The 21,396-nt window shown below is 57.5% G+C and carries 19 protein-coding genes; 15 read left to right on the top strand and 4 right to left on the bottom strand.

The window, feature by feature from the left end:
* Window positions 1-7 precede the first annotated feature (7 nt).
* The 6 genes from ABSE61_RS10830 to ABSE61_RS10805 all read left to right on the top strand — a co-directional run bounded on the left by ABSE61_RS10830 (window position 8) and on the right by ABSE61_RS10805 (window position 6,936).
* Window positions 8-823 (top strand): ABC transporter permease, encoded by an 816-nt coding sequence (locus tag ABSE61_RS10830; protein ID WP_423871094.1) that lies wholly within the window; start codon window positions 8-10, stop codon window positions 821-823.
* Between the two features lie 3 nt (window positions 824-826).
* Window positions 827-1,573 (top strand): isochorismatase family protein, encoded by a 747-nt coding sequence (locus tag ABSE61_RS10825; protein WP_423871093.1) that lies wholly within the window; start codon window positions 827-829, stop codon window positions 1,571-1,573.
* A 4-nt stretch (window positions 1,574-1,577) separates the two neighbouring features.
* Window positions 1,578-2,387: an alpha/beta fold hydrolase gene (locus ABSE61_RS10820; protein ID WP_423871092.1), complete on the top strand. Its 810-nt coding sequence runs from the start codon at window positions 1,578-1,580 to the stop codon at window positions 2,385-2,387.
* Window positions 2,388-2,525: 138 nt separating this feature from the next.
* Window positions 2,526-4,904, top strand: a complete 2,379-nt coding sequence (locus tag ABSE61_RS10815) for a xanthine dehydrogenase family protein molybdopterin-binding subunit (RefSeq protein WP_423871091.1) — start codon at window positions 2,526-2,528, stop codon at window positions 4,902-4,904.
* Window positions 4,901-5,722 (top strand): FAD binding domain-containing protein, encoded by an 822-nt coding sequence (locus ABSE61_RS10810; protein ID WP_423871090.1) that lies wholly within the window; start codon window positions 4,901-4,903, stop codon window positions 5,720-5,722. The genes ABSE61_RS10815 and ABSE61_RS10810 overlap by 4 nt, the downstream gene beginning before the upstream one ends.
* Window positions 5,719-6,936, top strand: coding sequence for a xanthine dehydrogenase family Fe-S subunit (locus ABSE61_RS10805; RefSeq protein WP_490338368.1), 1,218 nt, complete (start codon window positions 5,719-5,721; stop codon window positions 6,934-6,936). The genes ABSE61_RS10810 and ABSE61_RS10805 overlap by 4 nt, the downstream gene beginning before the upstream one ends.
* Window positions 6,937-6,981: 45 nt before the next feature.
* Here ABSE61_RS10805 and ABSE61_RS10800 read toward each other — a convergent pair whose 3' ends face one another.
* Window positions 6,982-7,920 carry an ABC transporter substrate-binding protein gene (locus tag ABSE61_RS10800; protein ID WP_423871088.1) on the bottom strand — a complete coding sequence of 313 codons (939 nt, stop codon included), beginning with the start codon at window positions 7,918-7,920 and terminating at the stop codon, window positions 6,982-6,984.
* 552 nt (window positions 7,921-8,472) lie between these two features.
* On the opposite strand from ABSE61_RS10800, the gene ABSE61_RS10795 reads away from it, so the two are divergent.
* From ABSE61_RS10795 to ABSE61_RS10770, 6 genes are all read left to right on the top strand, one after another.
* The gene (locus ABSE61_RS10795; RefSeq protein ID WP_423871087.1) at window positions 8,473-9,915 is read left to right on the top strand and encodes an amidohydrolase family protein; all 1,443 of its coding nucleotides are present in this window, start codon (window positions 8,473-8,475) and stop codon (window positions 9,913-9,915) included.
* 66 nt (window positions 9,916-9,981) lie between these two features.
* Window positions 9,982-11,004, top strand: coding sequence for an ABC transporter substrate-binding protein (locus ABSE61_RS10790; protein ID WP_423871086.1), 1,023 nt, complete (start codon window positions 9,982-9,984; stop codon window positions 11,002-11,004).
* 47 nt (window positions 11,005-11,051) lie between these two features.
* A complete protein-coding gene (locus tag ABSE61_RS10785; RefSeq protein WP_423871085.1) occupies window positions 11,052-11,831 on the top strand; it encodes an ABC transporter ATP-binding protein in 780 nt (259 codons plus the stop codon).
* Window positions 11,831-12,607: an ABC transporter permease gene (locus ABSE61_RS10780; RefSeq protein WP_423871084.1), complete on the top strand. Its 777-nt coding sequence runs from the start codon at window positions 11,831-11,833 to the stop codon at window positions 12,605-12,607. The genes ABSE61_RS10785 and ABSE61_RS10780 overlap by 1 nt, the downstream gene beginning before the upstream one ends.
* Before the next feature lie 124 nt (window positions 12,608-12,731).
* Window positions 12,732-13,388: an ABC transporter permease gene (locus tag ABSE61_RS10775; protein WP_423871169.1), complete on the top strand. Its 657-nt coding sequence runs from the start codon at window positions 12,732-12,734 to the stop codon at window positions 13,386-13,388.
* 168 nt (window positions 13,389-13,556) lie between these two features.
* Window positions 13,557-13,985, top strand: a complete 429-nt coding sequence (locus ABSE61_RS10770) for a cupin domain-containing protein (RefSeq protein ID WP_423871083.1) — start codon at window positions 13,557-13,559, stop codon at window positions 13,983-13,985.
* A gap of 91 nt (window positions 13,986-14,076) precedes the next feature.
* Here the strand turns inward: ABSE61_RS10770 and ABSE61_RS10765 are convergent, their stop codons facing one another.
* The 3 genes from ABSE61_RS10765 to ABSE61_RS10755 all read right to left on the bottom strand — a co-directional run bounded on the left by ABSE61_RS10765 (window position 14,077) and on the right by ABSE61_RS10755 (window position 17,075).
* Entirely contained in the window at window positions 14,077-14,544 is a 468-nt protein-coding gene (locus ABSE61_RS10765) for a MarR family winged helix-turn-helix transcriptional regulator (protein WP_423871082.1), read from the bottom strand.
* 186 nt (window positions 14,545-14,730) lie between these two features.
* The gene (locus ABSE61_RS10760) at window positions 14,731-15,585 is read right to left on the bottom strand and encodes an FAD binding domain-containing protein (protein WP_423871081.1); all 855 of its coding nucleotides are present in this window, start codon (window positions 15,583-15,585) and stop codon (window positions 14,731-14,733) included.
* Complete coding sequence (locus tag ABSE61_RS10755) at window positions 15,582-17,075, bottom strand: 4-hydroxyphenylacetate 3-hydroxylase family protein (RefSeq protein ID WP_423871080.1); 1,494 nt, start codon at window positions 17,073-17,075, stop codon at window positions 15,582-15,584. The genes ABSE61_RS10760 and ABSE61_RS10755 overlap by 4 nt, the downstream gene beginning before the upstream one ends.
* Window positions 17,076-17,295: 220 nt before the next feature.
* Between ABSE61_RS10755 and ABSE61_RS10750 the strand changes: the two genes are divergently transcribed.
* Genes ABSE61_RS10750 through ABSE61_RS10740 form a run of 3 tightly spaced genes read left to right on the top strand, consistent with a single transcriptional unit; the run spans window position 17,296 to window position 21,369 of the window.
* Complete coding sequence (locus tag ABSE61_RS10750; RefSeq protein WP_423871079.1) at window positions 17,296-17,769, top strand: (2Fe-2S)-binding protein; 474 nt, start codon at window positions 17,296-17,298, stop codon at window positions 17,767-17,769.
* Window positions 17,770-17,803: 34 nt separating this feature from the next.
* A complete protein-coding gene (locus ABSE61_RS10745; protein WP_423871078.1) occupies window positions 17,804-20,179 on the top strand; it encodes a xanthine dehydrogenase family protein molybdopterin-binding subunit in 2,376 nt (791 codons plus the stop codon).
* A 23-nt stretch (window positions 20,180-20,202) separates the two neighbouring features.
* Complete coding sequence (locus ABSE61_RS10740; protein ID WP_423871077.1) at window positions 20,203-21,369, top strand: ABC transporter substrate-binding protein; 1,167 nt, start codon at window positions 20,203-20,205, stop codon at window positions 21,367-21,369.
* Window positions 21,370-21,396 lie beyond the last annotated feature (27 nt).

The following is a 21,396-nucleotide window of genomic DNA, read 5'->3' as shown; positions in this document are numbered from 1 at the left end:
GGGCATCGTGAACAAACTCGACTTGCTTCCGCGTCCGCAGGTAATGCCGAAGCGGCCGTCGCTGGCTGCAATTCGCGACAAGGCACGCACGCTCGTTTTGCCTGTAGTCGCTGCGGCTATCGTGATTGGATGCTGGGAAGCGGTGGTTCGGATCAAGCATATCCCGAACACGCTGCTGCCCGCACCGTCCGCGGTTGCTTACCGGCTAATGGAAACATTGCCTTTTCTGCTCGGCCATGCGGTTCCGACAACGATCGAGACAATCGTCAGCTTTCTGATCTCGGCGGCGCTGGGAATCTTCATTGCGACACTCATCTGCAAGTCGCGCCTGATACGCGATGCGCTCTATCCGAACATAGTGATGTTCCAGCTGATACCGAAGATCGCGCTGGCGCCGTTGTTCATCGTCTGGCTTGGCATCGGCAGCACGTCGCGCATCACCTTCGCGGTCTTTATTTCGTTCTTTCCAGTGGTGGTGGCGACGCTGACCGGGCTGATGTCCGTCGACCGAGATCTGCTGCGGCTCTGCAAAGCGGTCGGCGCCGACGAATCCCGCATTTATGCCAAGGTACGGTTTCCGGCCGCCGTGCCGCATGTTTTCGCGGGACTCAAGATCGCCATCACTTTTGCGATGATTGGGGTCATCGTCGGAGAGTTCATCACGGCTCAGGCAGGTCTCGGATACATGATCCTGTTTGCGGCTTCGCAGGCCGAAATGACTTTAATCTTCGCTTCAATCGTCGTCCTTTGCGTTGTTGGATTGATCCTGTACGGATTGATCGTCCTGGTCGAGACGCTCGCGCTCAAAAGATATGGGGGTTGATCCATGCCGGAATCCATCATATCGCCGATCGTACTCTCACGTGCCCCCAACGCCTTTACGATCGAGGCGGAGCCGGAAAGTCTGACGGTCGGATTGACGACGACGGCCCTGATCGTGGTCGACATGCAGAACGCATATCTGTCGGCGGGCGGATATCTGGACCGCGTGGGGTTCGATGTCAGCGCTAGCCCTTCGGTAATCGACAAGGCTGCCGCCGTGCTGGCGGCGGCGCGGCACGCAGGCATTTTCGTCGTGCACTTGCAAAACGGCTTCGACGCGCTTCAGACAGAAGCCGGAGGCCCGATGGCGCCGGTCTGGCACAAGTCAAATGCACTGAAATATATGCGGGCCAATCCAGCCGAGCGTGGCCAGCTGATCACCCATGGCACCTGGGACCATGATTTCGTCGAACCCATGCGTCCCGCAGCCGGGGAACTCGTCATTCCGAAGTCCCGTTACAGCGGCTTTGCGGGCACCAACCTCGAACAGTTGCTTCGTGCGCGGGGCATAACGACTACCATTCTGGTCGGCGTAAATACCAATGTTTGCGTCGAGGCAACATTGCGGGATGCCTATCATCGTGAATTCTTTGCGCTGATGATCCCCGACGCAACGATGCAGGCCGGCTCGGATGCGATCTTTGAAGCGACGGTGTTCAACGTGACGCGATTTTTTGGCTGGGTCACCTCCAGCGAAAAGATCATCACGGCTCTCCATGGAAATTCCTTGAAAGCCTTCGCGGAGGGCTGACCAGATGCAATTCCTCGATCGCCCGGACGGCAGGCTCGCTTACGACGTCGTCGGGCAAGGCCCACCATTGTTTTTGGTTACGGGCCTTGGCGGTTCGCGGCACTATTGGGAGAACCTCGTCCCGGCGCTGTCGCGCGCCTTCACCGTTGTCACGCACGACCACATGTGCACCGGCGACAGCCACGGAAACCGCGTCAGTCACACGGTTGAAGCGTTGACCGACGACGTCGTCGCCCTGATGGATCACCTTCAAATTCGGCAGACCAACTTTCTCGGGCATTCGACCGGCGCGGCGGTCGGTCAGATCCTTGCGCAGGATCATCCGCAACGCGTGTTGAAGCTGGTATTGTACGCCGGTTGGGCCGGTCCTGATCCCTTTTTCAAATTGTGCTTCGAGGTCAGAAAAGCCCTCCTCCAGGGATCGGGCATCGCGTCTTATCAACGGGCCAGCGCGATTTTCCTGTATCCTCCGTCATGGATCAGCGCCGATGCCGCTCGGTTGGAAGCACTGATCGCGCGCTTGCTTGCGACCTCGGCGACGGAGGCCGTTCTCGCCGCCCGCATCGATATGATCGTAGCTTTCGATCGGCGGTCGCGACTGCGGGACATCGCGGCGCCTACCCTAGTGCTGTGCGCCAAGGATGACACCCTGACGCCGCTGTATCTTTCTGAAGAACTCACGGCCAACATTCCACAAGCGACACTCGCATCGCTGCCATGGGGTGGTCACGCCGCATCGCAAACCTGTCCTGACGATTTTTTGCAAGAAACGCTCGGCTTTTTTGCGACCTTGAACCCGATCACCCGGACATGAAAAGCAATTATCAATGCCGCCGAAACCATGTTCGTCGACGCGCCGGCGGCCAGTATTCGCGGGCGAGAGCTCGGTTTCGGTTCGCGATTCGGATCGAGGCGTTCAGCAGATTCACCTCTGCCTAAGGCTTGTGGATTTATGTCGAACGAAAATGGCAAACTGCAGGGTTTTGGAGTCGGGCGATCGGTCCTGAGGAAGGAAGACGATCGCTTTTTGCGCGGCCGTGGCGAATACGTCGGCGATATCTGGCTCGACCGAATGCAGGAGGTTGCTTTTGTCAGAAGTCCGGTTGCTCATGCGAAACTGACCGGCGTAACAATTCTGGATGAGTTCCGCGACTGCGTGTTCACCGCGGCCGATCTCTCGGAGGTCAATCCCATTCTGTCGGCTCCATCGGGCAAGAATTTCAAGCGGTCATTCCAGCCAATTCTGGCGAGCGGAAAGCTGCGCTATGTGGGTGAGCTGGTCGCTATCTGCTACGCGCCGACGCGTGCAGAGGCCGAGGATATAGCGCAGTCCGTGGTCGTCGAATACGACGAATTACCCGCCGTCGTCGACATGCTGGAGGCATGCAGCGATGGCGCGCCACTGGTTCACGAGGAATGGGACAACAACGCAGTCGTTGAATTCCGCCGCGAGGCTGCGATCGAGAAGGTCGCGGAAACCGCGGCCGTCAAGGTCCGGCTTCGTATCCGGACATCACGGCATTGCATGTTCCCGATGGAAGGCCGCGGCGTCATCGGTTATCGCGACGCCCGGCTCAAGTTTCTGACCATTATCAGCTCGACGCAATTCCCACACTGCGTGCAGACCGGATTGTCCGAGACGCTTGGTATTCCGGACGGCGACATCCGGGTGATATCTCCTGATGTCGGCGGTGGATTTGGCTACAAGGGATTGTTGAGCTGCGAAGAAGTCGCGATCGCCTGGCTTGCCCGCCGTGTCGACCATCCGGTTCGGTGGCTGGAGGATTGCCGTGAGCACCTGAGTGCTAATGCCAATTGCAGGGAACATCATTACGATATCACCTGCTACGCTTCGCAAAGCGGCAAGATCCTGGGGCTCGACTGCGTGGCTCATGTCGATGCCGGCGCTTATTCCACTTATCCCATCTCATCATCCGTCGAAGCTGCACAAATCGCAAATCTCCTCCCCGGCCCTTACATTATTCCCGCATATCATTGCAGGGCGACCGCTGTCGCCACGAACAAATGCCCTATTCTTCCCTATCGCGGCGTCGCACGCCCCGGGGTCTGCCTCGCGATTGAGGCCTGCATGGATTCAATTGCGCATGAGATCAGCATGGAGCCCACCGAGTTGCGGCTCTTGAATATGGTTCATCCTTGGCAGATGAAGGATTTTGACGCGACGGGAAAACAGTTCGATAGCGGCGATCATCCGCAATGCCTGCGCCTCGCCATTGAGAAGATCGGTCTCGACAAGGTTCGCGAGCGCCAACGGAGCGCCGAACCAGATGGCCGTCTGATCGGAGTCGGATTGTCGTTTTTCGTCGAGCAAGGCGCCATGGGCACCTCAGTGATGGCATCCTGGGGACGACCGATCGTGCCTGGATACGAGCAGGCAAGCGTCAAGCTGACGGTAGACGGCGACCTCGAAATAAAAGTCGGAACTCATTCCCATGGCCAGGGACATGAGACCACCTTTGCCCAGATCGCCCATCAAGTCCTGGGAATCGATTTCGACCGTATCAAAGTCATGCAAGGCGATACGCTGAACACCCCCTACTCCACGGCGACCTGGGGATCGCGGGGAATCGTGATGGGCGGCGGTGCGGTAGCCGCGGCATCAAGGATCATTGCGACCCGCGCAGCCGCGATCGGCGCGTGGCTCCTCCAGGAGGATCCCGCTCATGTCACGGTCGCCGACGGCCGGGTGTCCGGCCAAAACAGCAGCATAAGCCTGCGGGAGGTCGCGCGTTCCTGGTATCTGCAGCCGCAGAATCTACCTGGCGGCGTTGACCGCGGCGGTCTCGAAGTCGTCGAGGGCTATCGCGCCGGCAGCGACCTCGGCACCTTCAGCTATGCGGCCCATGGGGCTGTCGTGGCCGTTGACCCGGCCACAGGCCTGATCGAAATTCTCGATTACATCGTTGTTGAGGATGGCGGCACGATGATCAATCCGATGATCGTAGACGGCCAGATTTGCGGCGGCACCGCGCAGGGAATCGGCTCCTGCCTCTATGAAGCCACGCCGTTCAGCGCGGAAGGCCAGCCGTTAGCCTCGACCTTGATCGACTATATTCTGCCCGGCGCAACCGAAGTACCGAACGTGCGAATATTCCATATGGAAACGCCGTCGCCTCATACGGAGTTTGGCGTCAAGGGAATCGGCGAGGGAGGCGCCGTCGGACCGCCGGCCGCTCTGCTTTGTGCGGTCAACGATGCCTTGAGACCAAAACGCGCCGCGATTTATGAACTTCCAATTACGCCGGGACGAATTCTGGAGGCGCTACAGAACGGAGTTTCGTCAGACCCGACCGGCGAGACCATCCAATGAAGCCTTCCGCATTTGACATCCAGCGACCAAATAGCGTCGCGGAAGCGATAGAGCTACTGGCTGCATCGGCGGGTGAGGCATCCATTGTCGCAGGCTCCCAATCGCTTGGACCGATGTTGAACCTCCGTCTGGTCCGCCCACGGCTTCTCATCGACGTGACCGGCATCTCCGAGATGACGAAGGTCGAAGACGACGACCAGGGCGTTACGATCGGCGCCTGTGTGACCACGGCAAGCATCGAAGACGGGAAATTGCCCTGCAAAGGCCTGACGATGCTTCCGGCGATCGCTGGCAATATCGCTTATCGCGCGGTGCGCAATCGCGGCACCATCGGCGGCAGTGTTTGTCATGCCGATCCGGCCGCGGACTGGCCGGTTACGCTTTGCGGACTCGGAGCTTCCTGCATCATTACGGGGCCGCGTGGCCGCAGATCCCTGCCGGTCGATGAATTCATTGTCGGCGCGTTCGAAAACGCCCTGGACGATGACGAAATTTTGGTCGCGATATGGATTCCCCGCCTGTCTCCGCAAGGGAAATGGGGTTACGAGAAACTGTGTCGGAAGACCGGTGAGTTCGCCATGGCCGCCGGTGCGATCAGGATCGATCCGGAGCGGCCGATATTTCGCATGGCGTTTGGCGCCACCGAAGGCAGGCAGATCGTTATTCGGGATTTTCGCTCGTTGCAACGCCGCAACGGCGTCGAACTGGATGAGGCGGCCGTCATGGAATTGCTGACGGCGCGCGGTATCACCGATCCCGTTGCGTGTCGCCAGCTGGTGACGGTGATGCAGCGGGCGTACGTGCGGGCCATGTCGTGATCAGGCAACATGTTCGACTCACAGTGAATGGCAGGACGATCGTCGAAAGCGTCGAACCCCGGACGCATTTGGCGGATCTCTTGCGTGACAAACTACGACTGACGGGCACGCATTTGAGATGCGAGCAAGGCGTATGCGGCGCCTGTACCGTCCTCATCGATGGCCAGCCGGCCAGATCCTGCATCACCTATGCAAGCCTTTGCGAACGCGCTTCGGTTGTGACCATCGAAGGCCTGGAGAACGATGCCGTGACCGCGAGGTTGCGCCGGGCGTTCTCGCTGGAGCATGGCTTGCAGTGTGGATTCTGCACGCCCGGCATGCTGGTCACGGCGCGCGATATCATAATGAGAATCCCCGATGCGGATGAAGCCCGTATCCGCCTCGAGTTGAGCGGAAATCTTTGCCGCTGCACCGGATATGCCGGGATCGTCCGCGCTGTGCAACGCGTGCTGGCGGAGAAGCTCGAACTGGCAAACCTTGCCGGAGCCGAGCGCGAGCTGCCGCTGGCTCCGGTCGGCTCGCGGCCACCGCAGCAGAAAAACGCGGCAAGAGCCATCGCGCCTGCTTCGCAGCAGCTGCCGCAGCCGGCTGATTCCGTATCAGAGCTTACCAGCTTCGGCCTTGGTTCGAAAAAACCGAACATCACGATCGTGCAGTCGTTCGAAGTTGGCCGCCCTCATGAGGAGGTTTGGCGCTTTTTCGCAGATGTCGAGGCCGTCGCGTCCTGCCTGCCCGGCACTCGGCTGAATGGGCCGCCCTTGAACAACCAGGTGCAGGGACAATTTGTCGTCAAGCTCGGGCCGATTTTGGCCTCCTTCACCGGTGCGGCGAAGATCGAGCGCAACGACGAAACTTATAGCGGACGGATCCTGGGAGGTGGCCAGGATGCCAATGCAGGTTCGCGCGCCCGCGGCGAGATCGAATATCGACTATCGGCGCGCGACTCCGGACCGGCCACCAAAGTCGAATTGAAAATTCGTGCCTTGACGACGGGTCAGCTCGCCCAATTCGGCCGCAGTCGTGTCGTCGAGGATCTGACCAAAAGGATTTTGGAGACCTTTGCGGCAAATGTGGAAGCGAAGCTAAGTGATCGTGGTGAGGAGGTCGTGTCCGGCGAGCCTTTTTATGCCGGCTCGCTGCTGAGGGATCTCGCAAAGGAAAGACTGTCAGCGCTGATCGAACCGATACGACGGATGTTTCGACCGCGCGACTAAGGTGTTTCAAGCGAAGTGGAAACCGGGTCGCGCCGAGAAAACGCTCTAGCTCCAGAAATGCGTGAATGCCGGAGCCACGACATCGTCGAAGTCCACCTCCGCCGTCAAATGCCCCATGTGCCGGGCGAGTTCGTTGATCCCGGTAACCGCGGCGGGCGTGATCGTCGTCTGATAGAATGGAAGGTCGCGGCGCAGAACGTCAACGATCATCGCGGCCTCCGCCGCGGGAAAGAACTTCTCGGCAACGGTAAAAGCCGTCTCGGGATTGGCCTTCAAGGCGGACTGGGCCCGCGAAACCGCGACAATGGCCGCGGCTGCCGTCTCTGGCGTGTCCTGGATCAGTTGGTCGGTCGTTGCGACAGAGGCAAACGTATAGTCGAAACAGCCAACCGGCCCATCTCCGCGTCGAACGTCGAGAACGATCGTGCCTAGCCCTCTGCGGACCGCAATTTCGGCGCCGATCCCGTTAGCCCAAAAGCCGTCGATTTCGCCGTCCTCAAGGGCCTGGGCTGCGGCCAGCCCGAAATTGACATTGGCGGAGACAGAAGATGCGACGGGCTGAACCACGACGTTGTCTTTCTCCATGTCGATGCCCGCTTTGAACAGCAGGTATTTGAATGTCATGCCGACCCAGGGCGCGGCGCCAATTCGCCTGCCCTTGACGACGTTGATGTCCCCCTTTTTGGCATTCAGGTCCGAACGCATCACCAGAAACCAGTACAGCCCATGGGATTGCGCGCACAGAAGTTTTCCGCCTCGCCAATTCGGGAAGGCGGACAGCATCGAATGAGCCGATCCGACGACAAATTGGACCTCCCCAGCGGACAGAGCGCCGTAGGCTCGCTCCACGGGTGCAATCAGCCGAAACGAGGCGCTGATGCCCTGTTCGCGGAAATACCCCATCTCGACCGCCGCGATCGCGGGAAAGTACGAATTCGAGATGATGTCCGGAATAGCGACGACGACTTCACTGGCAGGAGACAAGTTCGATTTCCGTCGTCTGATTATGCATCGCCTGGAAGGCGATATCGAAACTGTTCACCACCGCATTCCCGATGGACCGATATGAGCTTAACGCTAAGGCACCGGGATTGGAAGTTCAGCTGAACTCGCCCGCGAGAGACGTTGGTATGCTGTTGGTACCGTCCTTTCCGTTTCTTCATAAATTTCAATACCTTATGAAATCCATTGGCGCCCGCCCATGGCACGCCGTCAATTTCTTCGCACTCAAAAGCAATACCGGGCAAGGCGAAAACAGATCGCCCTCGAGCGGCGCCTTTTTGGCATCGCTCGATTGAGAATTTAGCACTGTTAAGTTCACTGTCAGGGTCATTACTTATAGTACGAACCGACTCTCCGCGATGCTGGATCCGCTTTAGTCAGAAGGGCTCGTGAACGTCCAGGCGCGCATGTGATGTGACATGATTCGGATATCGGCACTTTCGAACATCAAGCTGCGTCAGATTCGTGCCGGCGTGCTGGTGATGTCACGCCAAGCAAGCACTTCCGCTCGGAAGTAAGAAATAGCAACCTCACATGCTTCGATTTTCAGGGAAAATCTTCGACGTCGCTCGGTCGGGTTGTGAATGCTGCGTCTCTTCGCAGATAACGATCGATGCAGAACGGATTAAATCCATCGAATCATGTCCGACCGGCACGAATCTCGTGATGCCTCCGCTGGCAAATGGGCACGACCATGTGCGTGCGATCAGGCCAACTGCTCTGGGAGGCTTCGACCTTCCTCTCGAGTTGTGGCTTACACACATGACCAACATTCCCAAAGTTGATCCTTACCTGACTGCGTCGGTCGCTCTGGGACGGCAGGTCCTGGGCGGCGTGGGAGCGATCATGATTCACTATACGCGGCCGGTTGATCGCTCGCGCGTCTCGAAAGAGCTGGGAGTTGTTGCCCGCGCCGCCCAAGCGGTCGGGGTCAGAGTCGGCATCGCAGTCGCTTTGCGCGACATTAATCCGCTCGGCTACGGTCCAGATGAGAAATTGCTGGCCGGCCTTGCGCCGCCCGACCGTCAATTAATTCGCGAAAAACTCGTCTCGGTGCCTGAAACACCGCACGACCAGGTCACTAGCGTAGAGAGGCTCGCCGAGAAAATCGAGAATTCCCTCGTAACCGTTCAATTCGGCCCGTACGGTATGGAGTGGTGCTCACGCCAGCTTCTTAAGACGATTGCAGCGAGTTCAGCTGTTTCCGGACGACGAGTCCATATGCACTTGCTAGAGTCGCGCCAACAGCGTGAGTATCTCGACTCCGTTTATCCTCAAGGACCCGTTCACTTTCTTGATGAGATCGGCATGCTGTCGCCACGTTTGTCCGTGGCGCACGCCGTTTGGCTCCGCGAGAACGAAATGGAATTGCTCGCAGCGCGCGGAGTCACAATCGCGATCAATGCTTCTTCCAATCTCACGCTGCGATCTGGTGTTGCGCCGGTCACGGAATTCCACCGACTTGGTATTCCCCTCGCGTTGGGAATGGACGGTTTTTCCTTCGATGACGATGAAGACGCTTTCCGTGAACTGCGCCTCAACTACCTGCTGCACCGTGGCGCAGCGCTCGACGACGGCATTTCGCCTGAAGATCTGTTTTACATGGCCTCTTACGGCGGCCGCAGGAGCGTGACCGGCATGGAAGCAGGTGACGGCATCGCGGCGGGTTCTCCGGCCGACCTTATGGATATCGATTACTCTGCCATCACCGGGGATCTGCTGGTGGACGATATCAGCGAAGCGCATATCCTTGCACGGCGAGCCACTTCGCGCCTGGTGCGCCGCCTCGTCGTCGCGGGTCGCGAGATCGCCTGCAATGGGCAGCTCACAGGCATAAACCTCAAAGAGGTTGAGGACGAACTCGACCTGCAGGCGCGAAAAGGCAAATCGGAGTTCCGAAGCTGGACCGAAGTGACGGGTCGCCTGCGTGAACGGCTGAAGCAATTTTACGCTGCTGGTCTGCACTATTGTTCATGATCCCGATCGCAAATGGCACATCGCTTGCTGGTAGTCGGGTGCTCATCTTTTAAACGGAGGAATGCCATGCCTTTTGCCCTCGATCGCCGTAGTGCTTTGAAGCTGGGGATATCGGCAACAGCATCATGGGCTATATCCCGCACGTTCGGGGCGACAACATCCGCTTTCGCGCAAGAGGTCAGGCCTCTCTCGTTTCAGCTGTCATGGATCAAGAGCATACAATACGGAGGCTTTTTCGCGGGCGTCGACCAGGGCTTTTTCAAGAAATTCAACGTCGATGCGACCTTCGTTTCCGGCGGCCCGAACGTTGATCCCATCGGCAACGTTGCCAGCGGACAATCGCAACTTGGGGATCGACCGATTGGTCCGCTGATTGTCGCGAGAGACAAGGGAATCCCGATCAAGGTTATCGCCACCGTGTTTCAAAAGAGCCCGTACAGCATCATCAGTCTCGCAAAGACACCTATCAAGTCGCCTCAGGAGCTCAAAGGGAAGACTATAGCCGTTCCGACGTCAGCCAGACCTTTGCTTCTCTATATGCTATCAAATTCCGGCCTGAAGGCCGACGACGTCAACATCGTGCCGGCCGCACCCGATCCGACCGCCCTGGTCAGTGGTCAGATCGACGGTTATTGCGGATACATAACCAATCAGGGTGTCATGTTGAAGTCGCGCGGCGTCGACATCTATGCGATCAACACCCAGGACTACGGTTTGCCGGAGACGACGGTGACGATCTACGGCCGGGAGGACTTTCTTGCCGCCAACAAGACGCTGGTCGTGAATTTCCTGAAAGGTGCGGTGCAGTCGCACGCTTGGGCGCTTGCCCACCCGGAAGACACCGCGAAATTGATGGTCGAAAAATACGGCGCGCCGGGACTCGACTATCAGGCACAGCTCACGGAGATCAAGGAAAGCAAGCCGTACATCGAGTTCGGAATCGCGGCCACGCATGGTTTGCTTGCCCTCGATGTTCCGCTCTTTGACAAGATGATCAACGTCTATCGCACGGCCGGAATCGTAAAGACCGACATGAAGTCGGCGGACCTCTGCGATGCATCGTTCATCGATCTCGCGCTGTCCACGTAACGCGCCGTTTCGTGATGTCCCGCGATATAAACATCCAGCAGATATCGATGGTTTTTCATGGCCGCGGAGAACCCGTTATCGCGCTCGAGAAAGTCGATCTGAAAGTACAGGCTGGACAATTCGCGGCAATCATCGGGCCAAGCGGCTGCGGCAAGTCAACGCTTCTGCGTCTGGTTGCCGATATCGTCAAACCTCACGCGGGATCCATCACACTTGGCGGAGACACACCGCGCGTTGCCCGGCACGCTCATGCTCTGGGATTCGTTTTCCAGGCGGCGACCTTGCTTCCCTGGCGGTCGGTTCGACAAAACATCGAACTTCCCCTCGACGTCGTCGGGCGCAACAGCAAGCGGCGTTCGTCACGAAGCAGCTCGGACTTGCTCGAACTGGTCGGCTTGTCAGGTTTCGCCGATGCCTTGCCGAACCAGCTCTCCGGCGGAATGCAGCAACGCGCCGCTATTGCACGTGCGCTCATACTGGATCCCGACATTCTGCTTTTGGATGAGCCGTTCGGTGCGTTGGACGAGATAACGCGGCAAAAGATGAATCTGGAATTGTTGCGTATCTGGTCCGAGGCGCGGACGACTGCTCTCCTGATTACCCATTCGATAGCTGAAGCTGTTTTCATGTCCGACCAGATCCACATCATGAGCGCCAGACCGGGACGGATCACCTCCGTGATAGACGTCCCGCTTCGGCGACCGCGGGACCTGGAGATGATGCGCAGTCCCGAATTCTTCGACTGTGTGAACGCGGTACGGGACGGACTTTTTAGTCAGGAGCGGCCGGTCGCCAGAGAGCAGAACCGGCCGGTCGAGGCCTACTGATGCCGTGGACGACGTTCGATGGACTCCGTGCGGCTTTACGACCCATCGCAGCCTGTATCCTTCTCGTGGCACTGATTGAATTTGCCAAACGAGTTCACCTGTTGCCGGTCTTCTTGCCGGCACCGTCCGACGTATTTTGGGAGGCGTGGAAAAATCCGGCGCTGCTGACCCGCAATCTGCTGCCGACAGCGTGGAAGGCGTCAACCGGCTATGCCATTGCCGCTTGTGTTGCCATCGTATCCGCGTCGATCGCAGTCTCGGTGCGTGCCCTATACGGTCCAATTTATAACGTCGGCGTGGTCATTCACAGCATCCCGATCATCGCAACGGCGCCGTTGCTTGCGCTTTGGTTGGGGACGGGCGCCGAAGTGCAGATCGTGATAGCTGCACTGTCAAGCCAGTTTCCGATGCTGGTGGGTACGATTCAGGGGCTTCAGGCTTCCGACGCAAAGCAGCGAGAATTGATGCACGTGCTTTGCGCGTCGCGCCTCCAGACACTGCGTTACCTTCAGATTCCAAGCGCGCTTCCTTATTTGTTTGCTGGCCTGAAGATCGCGGCGCCCTCCGCCGTGCTCGGCGCGATAACTGCCGAGTGGGCCGGTGCCGATCAGGGCGTCGGTGCGATGATGTTGTATGCGCTTTTCTCATACGATCCTCCCAAGGTCTGGCTCTCGGTTACCCTGACCTGTCTGCTGGCCGGCGGAGGTTTTGGGATTTGGGCCGTGTTGGAACGCATCGTCGTCTCCTGGAACCACGAGGTCAGCCTTGCGGACTAGTTCCAGCAGTTGGCCGGCTTCACGTTTGCTGCTGAAGCGTAGTCTTCAGATCGTCCTGGGTATCTGCCTTTTCCTCGGCATCTGGCAGCTGGCCGTCATTGGATTTCGGATTCCAAAATACCTTGTGCCGCTTCCGCTCGATGTGTTGCGGGCCGCTCGACAGAACTGGACTGTGATCGCTGGACAAGCGAGTGTCACGCTCGCGGCGGCAACTCTCGGATTGGCGGCGAGTACCGTATTTGCAGTCGGCGTGGCACTGTGTTTCTCGGTCAGTCGCAACGTGGCTCAGATGTCCCTGCCGCTGCTGATGATTTTTCGATCGATGCCGGTTGCGGCCGTCGCGCCGGTCATGATGCTCGTATTGGGACGAGGAATCGCGACGAGTCTGGCTGTCGTCACCATTGTGTCGTTCTTTCCGCTGCTGGTGAATCTGGTGCGCGGGCTGGAGAACGCAGACCGCAACGCGCTCGAACTGCTGCACGTCTGCGGCGCGTCTCGTTGGCAAACCCTCCGAATGGTGAGATTGCCGTTTGCTCTTCCGTATCTTTTTGCGGGTTTGCGTGTCGCTGGCGCGAGCGCGATTTTGGGGGCAATGCTTTCCGAATGGATCACGGGATCGAAAGGTCTCGGCAACCTGATTCTTGAATCCGGCGAAATGCGCGAGATTGAGACTCTATGGGCTGCAGTGATCGTTTCGGTTTTTTTCGCCATGGTCGTTTTCTGGATCACATCGGCCTGCGAGAAAAGATCACTCAGCTGGACACAAACCGATCTTGCGTGATGATTGCATCAATCACCGCGATGACTGCGTACCGTCGTCAGAAACGAAAACATGTCCCGCCAAAAATGAGGCCAATGTTTCGTAGCCAACGGGCGAAATTCATGTGATGTGCTTGACAAAATAGAAATGACTATGTTTCATAGTAAAATATCAAACGGCGAGGCTACGATGATGGATTCTAGCGACAGCAAGCTGACCGCGCACACGCCTCACTTGGCGAACGAAGATAATCTTAGCCCGATGCAATCCCGTTATGTCGATGTCGACCAGTTGCCCTGGAAGCCGACCCAGGCCAAGGGCATCGATATTAAGATCCTTTTGCAGGATAAGGAAACGGGCCTGATGACGGCATTATTTCGCTGGCAGCCGGGCACCCGTCTACCATTGCATGAGCATGTCGAGATTGAACAAACGTATGTGCTACAAGGTAGCATCATGGATGATGAGGGCGAAGTCCGCGAGGGCAACTACGTTTGGCGTCCGAAAGGACATCGCCATCACGCGGTTTCGCCGCACGGCGCGCTGGTGCTTTCTATGTTCCTTCGTCCCAACATCTTTCTCGAGGAGTACGAGGGTGAAAAGATCGGCGGGGAATAACAGACGCATTCGCTAAGCCACTCCAGAAAAGCCTCATTTCGTTAACGTGGCCGGAGCGGCGACACTTTTCTTCGACCGGATGTCGATTGGCTTAAGTCGCCTTATCTTCCGGCAGGTAGCGCTCCGCTACCCGGACGGCGGCGGGGGCCTGAGCAATAATGCTACGTAAGAACCGGTGCACGATGACCATATCGGCATAGGGTATTCTGACGAACAGATCGTCATTGACTTCGCGTAGTATGGGACTAATGCGCCGAAACATGTCTTGTCCTGCTTTCGTCATGTGGATTCCCACAGCGCGTCCGTCTGTTGGATGCGCTCGCTTGACTAACAAGCCGGCCGCTACGAGCTTACCGATCTCAGCTGTCATATGCGCGGCTGCCACATGCAGGTGATCGGCGATATCACGCACCGTGGTTTCGCCGCTACGCCCCAGATACCAAACCGCCAACATGACCGACCATTCGGCTGAGCTTAGTTTAACAGTGCTTGCCAAAGCGCGCCGCACATTCCGCATCAGCGACATTGCGGCATAAAAATCCGAGACGAATTCGCGCAAAACAGCGTCATCTGGCGGTAGTTCATCGAGCGAGCGCGCTGATGGTTCGGCAACTTTATGCGATATCAGAGCCTTCCGTGCAGCGACCCTCTTCCGAGAGATTACTTTAGCCGAGGCGTTCCGAATAGGTTGACGAGAGCGCAACGTAATCCCCTTTGGACTGTTGTATCGCGATCGATCGGCGCATTACGCGTTCATCGTATGCAACAGGCGCTTTGTCAACACGGCGGCGATATGTAGCTTCGTTTTAGCCTTCCATCCGGGCGAATCTAAAATCGTCAAATCATGCTGAATGGCGTCGGGCAGCCACTCTATCTTCGACAGCGGCAATCTGCAGCCCTGCAAGCCTGCTGATACGCCCATCGCCTGCTTTGGCCTATCGGCGCAGCCGAAATACACCAGGTCGGCATTTGATACTTGGCCTTCGACAATATCAGCAAGCGCAACGAGCCCGACGACCGCGAAATCGCCGTGACGGCGACTTATTTCTGAAAAGCCCCAGCGCTTCGTGGTGCTCTGCTTGGGCAGCCTAACTTCGACAATGAGCTCGCCCGGTCTCAAGTCGGTCTCCATAAGCCCTTTGAAGAACTCTGACGCAACCACCTCGCGCCGCCCGCTGCGGCTTTCCAACAGGAGCGTACCACCGAGCGCGACTACGCAAGCCGGCAGTTCGGCGGCCGGATCAGCATTGGCGAGGCTCCCGCCGATCGTCCCTCTGTTGCGAATAGCGACGTGCCCAACATGCGCAATAGCTTTCGATAAAAGCGGAAGATGCTGCTTGATTAGCGGAGAGCGGAGTAATTCGACGTGGCGGACGAGCGGCCCGATTCTGACGGTGTCTTGCTCGACTGCAACGTTCTTCAGTTCGTTCAGGTCGCCGATATCGACTAGAAGATCTGGCGTCAAAAGGCGAAGATTGAGCATCGCGAGAAGGCTCTGCCCGCCCGCCAACGGCATGGCAGAGCCCCCATGCTGCTCCAGTAAGGCTAAGACCTCCACCAAATCTTTCGGCTTCACATAGCTAAAATTCGGCGCCTTCATCCCGCGATCCGCGTATTCAACTGCGGGCTAGGAACCTTATCAGGGATCTTCATCTCATTCATTACGGCTTCGACCGCGCCCTTTCGGTCGTTCCACGGGCAGTTCGTAAAATTGTATAGTGCATTAACGAACTGCGGACCGGCATAGAAACGCTCATATTGGCCGTGTCTGCTAGCCAGCTCGGAGCCTAGATAATCCCACGCCAGTTTCATGAATTTGAATCTGTCGACGGCCGTCGTATCGGCGACAGACCAATATGTTTCGAAGGTTTCGCGCAACGCCGGATCGTCGAGGAAGCTGGCATCGGCCGGCATCTGGAACGGGCCGGCACCAAGCAGCTCCCGCACCGTCTCGGCGATGCTGTGATAATTGTTGGTACACCAATGGAGCGCCGCGTAAAGCTGCCGCCGGTTGACATAGGCATACCCGGTCGAGGTTGTCTCAGCCTCCTCGATCTGTCCCGAGATCATCGCGCCTAAACCCGCTTCGGCGGCCGCGAGCTTCGCCAACGTGTCACGCACCGCCGGAACTTGCGCGACGCTGTTAATTTCAGCAGCCTTGTACGCGATCCCCAGTATAAACTTCAGCTTTTCGTGAAAGCGGATAATGGCCTGATGATTGCCCATGACGTGTGAAGGCGTCTTGAAATACATCTCGCGCGACATGACAACGTCATCAAGCAAGAACACACGCTCCCATGGCACCTTCACCTTATCGAACACGACAATGGCATCCGACTCGTCAAACCGGGACGAAAACGGATTGTCGATGGCACTCACTGCATGGCGTTCGAACGGCTTGCGAGCCCAGATGCTAACCCCCGGAGTATTCAGCGGCACCGCGCAGGTCACCGCCTGGTGCTTCTGATCCGGTGAAAGTGGCAACAGGTTCCCGATCCAAGTTTCGTCCGAAAAGATTGCCGCGGTCCCGAGCATCTTGACGCCCTCCAGCACGATTCCGTCGTCCATCTCTGCAACCACATGCAGGCTCGGAACTTGACGGCCCTCGCGTTGATAGAGCGACGGATCTCGGGCGCCTTGCGGGGCGATGACGACATAACTCGCAAACAGATCCTTGCGCCTTAATTCATCATAATAGTTCAATAGGTTGCTGCCGAAGCCCTTCCGATTCGTCTCAAACAGTTCTGAGTGCATGGCTAGACCCGCAACGAAGCTCGCAACGTGATCCGGCGACCTTCCGAGTAGACCATAGGACCATTTCGCAATGCGGCGGTGCCCTTCGGCGCGCCTGCGCAGATCATCCTTGCTTCTGCTCCTGAGAAACCAGATTGAGTGTCGTTCGCCGCCGTCCTCAAACGACATTGCCTCGAGATTTTCCTGCGCCCGCTTGCGATCATACAGCTCCGCAAAAGAATGGGCGGTATTTCGAAAGGCGATATGCGAGGTGACGTCATTGACGAGCTCGCTGCCCACATACACGCGGCGCCCATCCCGCAAGGCTTTTAGATAGTCATCACCGCTTCGCAGCATAAAACAATTCCTCCAAAGCCATCGCAGGAAACCAATTAGGCAACCACACATAGCTACCTTACTTTGCAATCTCGTTTTACAATGTCAAGACGAGACTATATCTTTTGCGGCGGAATTAACCGCATAAGAGTTGTTTCTTTCTGCCCATTCCTTCATCTTGTGAAGCTTAGTGAGCTTTGATAGCATCATTACGTAGCTTTATTTTCAAGGTAAGAACCGTTTGGCCTTCGAAGTGGAGATAGCGACAGTCATCAACGGCACGCCTCTTCGCCGCCGCGTTTCGGCGAGGCAGCATCTGGCCGATTTTCTCCGCGACGAACTCGAGCTGACTGGCACGCATCTAGGCTGCGAGCACGGCGTCTGCGGTGCCTGCTCGTTGCTGGTAGACGGCGAGATTGTACGGAGCTGCCTAATGCTTGCAGCTCAAGTCGATGGCAAACGCGTCGACACTGTCGAGGGCATGTCGGAGAGCGGGGCGCTGGCAGGTCTGCACGCCGCGTTCGCACGGCGAAACGCCGCCCAATGCGGTTTCTGTACGCCCGGCATGTTGCTCACGGCACACGAATTGCTTGCGCAAGGCAGGCCAATGAGCCGTACCGAGATCCGCGAGTTTATTGGAGGAAATTTCTGCCGTTGTACCGGTTATGAAGCCATAGTCGATGCCATCGAATCTGTGCTTGAGCAAAGCAAATGACGCGCGAACAATCCGACGAAGAAACGCTAAAGAAATGACGGAAGTGGCCGCGGGTGAATCTCGACCTTTGATCGGCCAGCGCATGCAGCGCCCCGACATACATCGTCTGCTGCACGGACGTGGCCGATATGTCGGCGACATCGTTCTACCGCGGATGTTGCATCTCGCCTTCGTTCGGAGCCCGTACGCCCACGCGAGTATCGTGTCGATCGATACTGCGGCGGCGAAGGCCGCGCCCGGAGTCGTGGGCGTATTCACCGGCGCCGATCTGGGTTTCTGTGAACCGTTCATCGGCCGCGCCGAGAACAGGCCCGGACACAAATCGGCGCCTCAGCCGGCGCTGGCCATTGATGTCGCCCATTGGCAGGGACAGGCAGTCGCCGCGGTGATCGCCAGTGACCGAGCCCGAGCTGAAGATGCGGCCGAGTTGGTCGCGGTCGAATGGAAGCAACTCCCGGCGATTCTTGACGGTGCGGTAGCCCTGGCCTCGCCGCCGATCCACCGCTCAATGCCCGACAACGTTTCCTACGAGCATAGTATCAAAACCGGCAATCCGGATCAGGCGTTCGCCGAAGCCCCACACGTGATTGAGCATCAATTCGACTTTGTGCGCCAGACCGGTCTCACGCTTGAGCCGCGCGGGTTGATCGCGGACTACGATCCCGCCGCGGGCTCGCTGACGGTTTATCATTCGCATCAATCGCCGGTGCAAATGCAGGGCGTTTTCAGCCGGCATCTCGGTATTCCTGAGCACAAGGTACGTGTCATCGCGCCCGATGTCGGCGGCGGTTTCGGCTTGAAAATCAATGTTTATCCCGAAGAAGTCGCGGTTGCCGCCATCAGCAAGCTACTCAAGCGGCCGGTCAAGTTCTGCGCCGATCGCATAGAGTCCTTCGTATCCGACATTCATGTGCGCGATCACAGCATCAGTGCGCGCATGGCGTTCGGCGACGATGGTCGTATAAGCGCCATGGAAGTCGATGATATTTCTTCGATCGGAGCTTACAGCGCTCACATGCGCTTCAACATCACCGAGAGCATGATGTTGGTGACCAATACCGGTGCACCCTATAACTTTCCGAACTATCGGGCGCGCACCCGAAACGTGATCGTCAACAAGAGTCTCATCGGGATGTTTCGCGGTGTCGGCATTCCACTGTCCTGCGTCATCACCGAGGTGCTAGCGGATCTCGCCGCGGGCAAGCTCGGCATGGATCCGGTTGATTTCCGCAAACTCAATCATCATAAAAAAGAGTCGATGCCATGCGTCACGGCAGCGGGAAGCAAGCTCAATAACCTTGCCTTCGATAGCTGCCTCGATCGCCTGCTTGAGGTAATGGACTATCGAAAGCTCCGTGACGAACAGGCAGCCCTGCGAGCAAAAGGCATCTATCGTGGCATCGGTATCGCCACCTTTGTCGAGCCGACCGCCTACGGTCCCGCTTTCTATGGTCCGACCGGCGCGCCGATCACGGTTCAAGACGGCTGCACGATACGACTTGAGCCGAGCGGTGTGTTTCGTTGCGTGACTAGCGTGACCGAACAGGGCCAGGGCACGCGCGCCTCTATCGCGCAGATCATCGCCGACACGCTCGGGGTCGATATTACGGACGTCGACATGATCGATGGCGATAGCGCAATCTCGACCTATGGCGGCGGTGCCTGGGCGTCGCGCGGGATCGTTTATGCTGGCGAAGCCGCACTAAAGACAGCGCGTCAATTGGGCGCAAATATACGCGCTATCGCCGCCGTTATCACACAATCATCTCCCGACGATCTTTTCCTCGCCAATGGCCAAGTCGTCAACAAGCACACTAATGCGCCCGTCATCAGCATCGCAGAGGTCGGTCGGATCGGATACTTCCGGCAAGATACGCTGCCGCCTGACCTTAATGTTCAACTCGCGGTTACGCAAAGCCACGTGGTCAATAACCATTACTATTACATGACGATCGGCGTACAGGGGTCGCTGCTTGAACTTGATCCGGACACCGGCGTCATCAAATTACTGAATCACTGGGCCATCACCGATTGTGGTCGCGTCATAAACCCACTAATCGTCGACGACCAACTTCGCGGCGGCATCGTGCAGGGGATCGGTTCGGTTCTCTATGAAGAATGCATCTACGACGATATAGGCAGTTTGGTAAACGGCACGATGGCGGATTACATCGCGCCGATGGCCGGTGAAATGCCCGACATCTACGTCGAGCAGATCGAAACTCCTGAGCGAACGACCGAGCTTGGCGCCAAGGGCGTCGGCGAAGCCGGGTTGATCGGCGCTATGGGCGTGCTCTGGGTTGCGGTCACCGATGCGCTGAAACCGCTTGGGGCGACGATTTCCCAACAACCGTTCACGCCCGAGCGTGTACTCGAAGCGATCTGGAAGGCGCAGAAGCCGGACGCATGAAAATTCAAGTGAGAGGGCATCGAATGATCAAACGACTCGTCGGTCTTGTCGTGATAATTTGCCTGGTTGCCGTTCCCGCCTTGGCCGCCGATGCTGTCAAGATCGGTTTTATCACTACCATATCCGGTCCAGGCGGCGTCATGGGAAAGCATCATGAGGATGGTGCCAATCTCGCCCTGGAACAGCTCGGCAACAAAATTGGCGGCCTTCCCGCCCAGATCATCTACGGAGACGATCAGGCCAAGCCTGACGTTGGCCTGCAGGTCGCCCAAGGGATGATGTCACGCGATCACGTCGATTTCTTTGATGGCGTCATCTTTTCGAACGTGCTGCTCGCCATCTACCGACCCATTATCGAATCGGGAGCGATCATGGTTGGGGCGAGCGGTGGACCCCACGAAATCGCCGGTCCCTTGTGCTCTCCAAATTTCTTCTCGGTCTCGTGGCAGAACGACCAGGCTCCCGAGGCGATGGGCAAATTCATGACTGATCAGCAGATCAGCGATGTAGCGATTATGGCACCAAACTTCGCCGCCGGCAAAGACATGCTCAACGGCTTCAAACACGACTTTCAGGGCAAGATCCTTTCGGAAGCCTATACCAATATGAACCAGCCGGATTATCAGTCCGAGCTATCGCAAATACTCGCTGCGCATCCTAAAGCGGTTTTCGTATTCTATCCCGGCGGCCTCGGCATCCAGTTCGTCAAGCAATATGCCCAAGCCGGATTGCAGGGCAAAATCCCGCTCTACTCAGCCTATACCCAGAATGAAACGACACTGCCGGCGATCGGCCCCGCAGCCGAAGGAAATTATGAGACGGGCTTCTGGAGTCCAGATGTCAAAAACCCGGCAAACGAACAGTTCGTTGCGGCCTTTAAAGCGAAATACGGCTATCTGCCGTCGGATTATGCTGCCGCTGCGTATGACTCGATCAAGTTGATCGACAGCGCCGTAAAAGCGGTCCACGGCGATCTTTCGGACAAGAAGGGTATGATCGCGGCTATGGAAAAGGCCGACTTCCAGTCGGTCCGCGGGCCTTTCACGTTCAACACCAACCACTTCCCGATCGAGAACTTCTACCTGTTCAAGGTCGTCAAAGAAGCCAACGGGTCCTACGTTCGGAAAATGGAAAAGATCGTTTATCCAAATTTAAAAGATTCCTACGCATCAGAATGCCCGATGAAATGATATCCATTTAAATGCGCGGTGCCGCCT

The sequence above is a fragment of the Bradyrhizobium sp. genome, assembly GCF_049519115.1.
Classification (GTDB): domain Bacteria; phylum Pseudomonadota; class Alphaproteobacteria; order Rhizobiales; family Xanthobacteraceae; genus Bradyrhizobium.
This window is presented reverse-complemented; position numbering and strand designations above follow the sequence as displayed.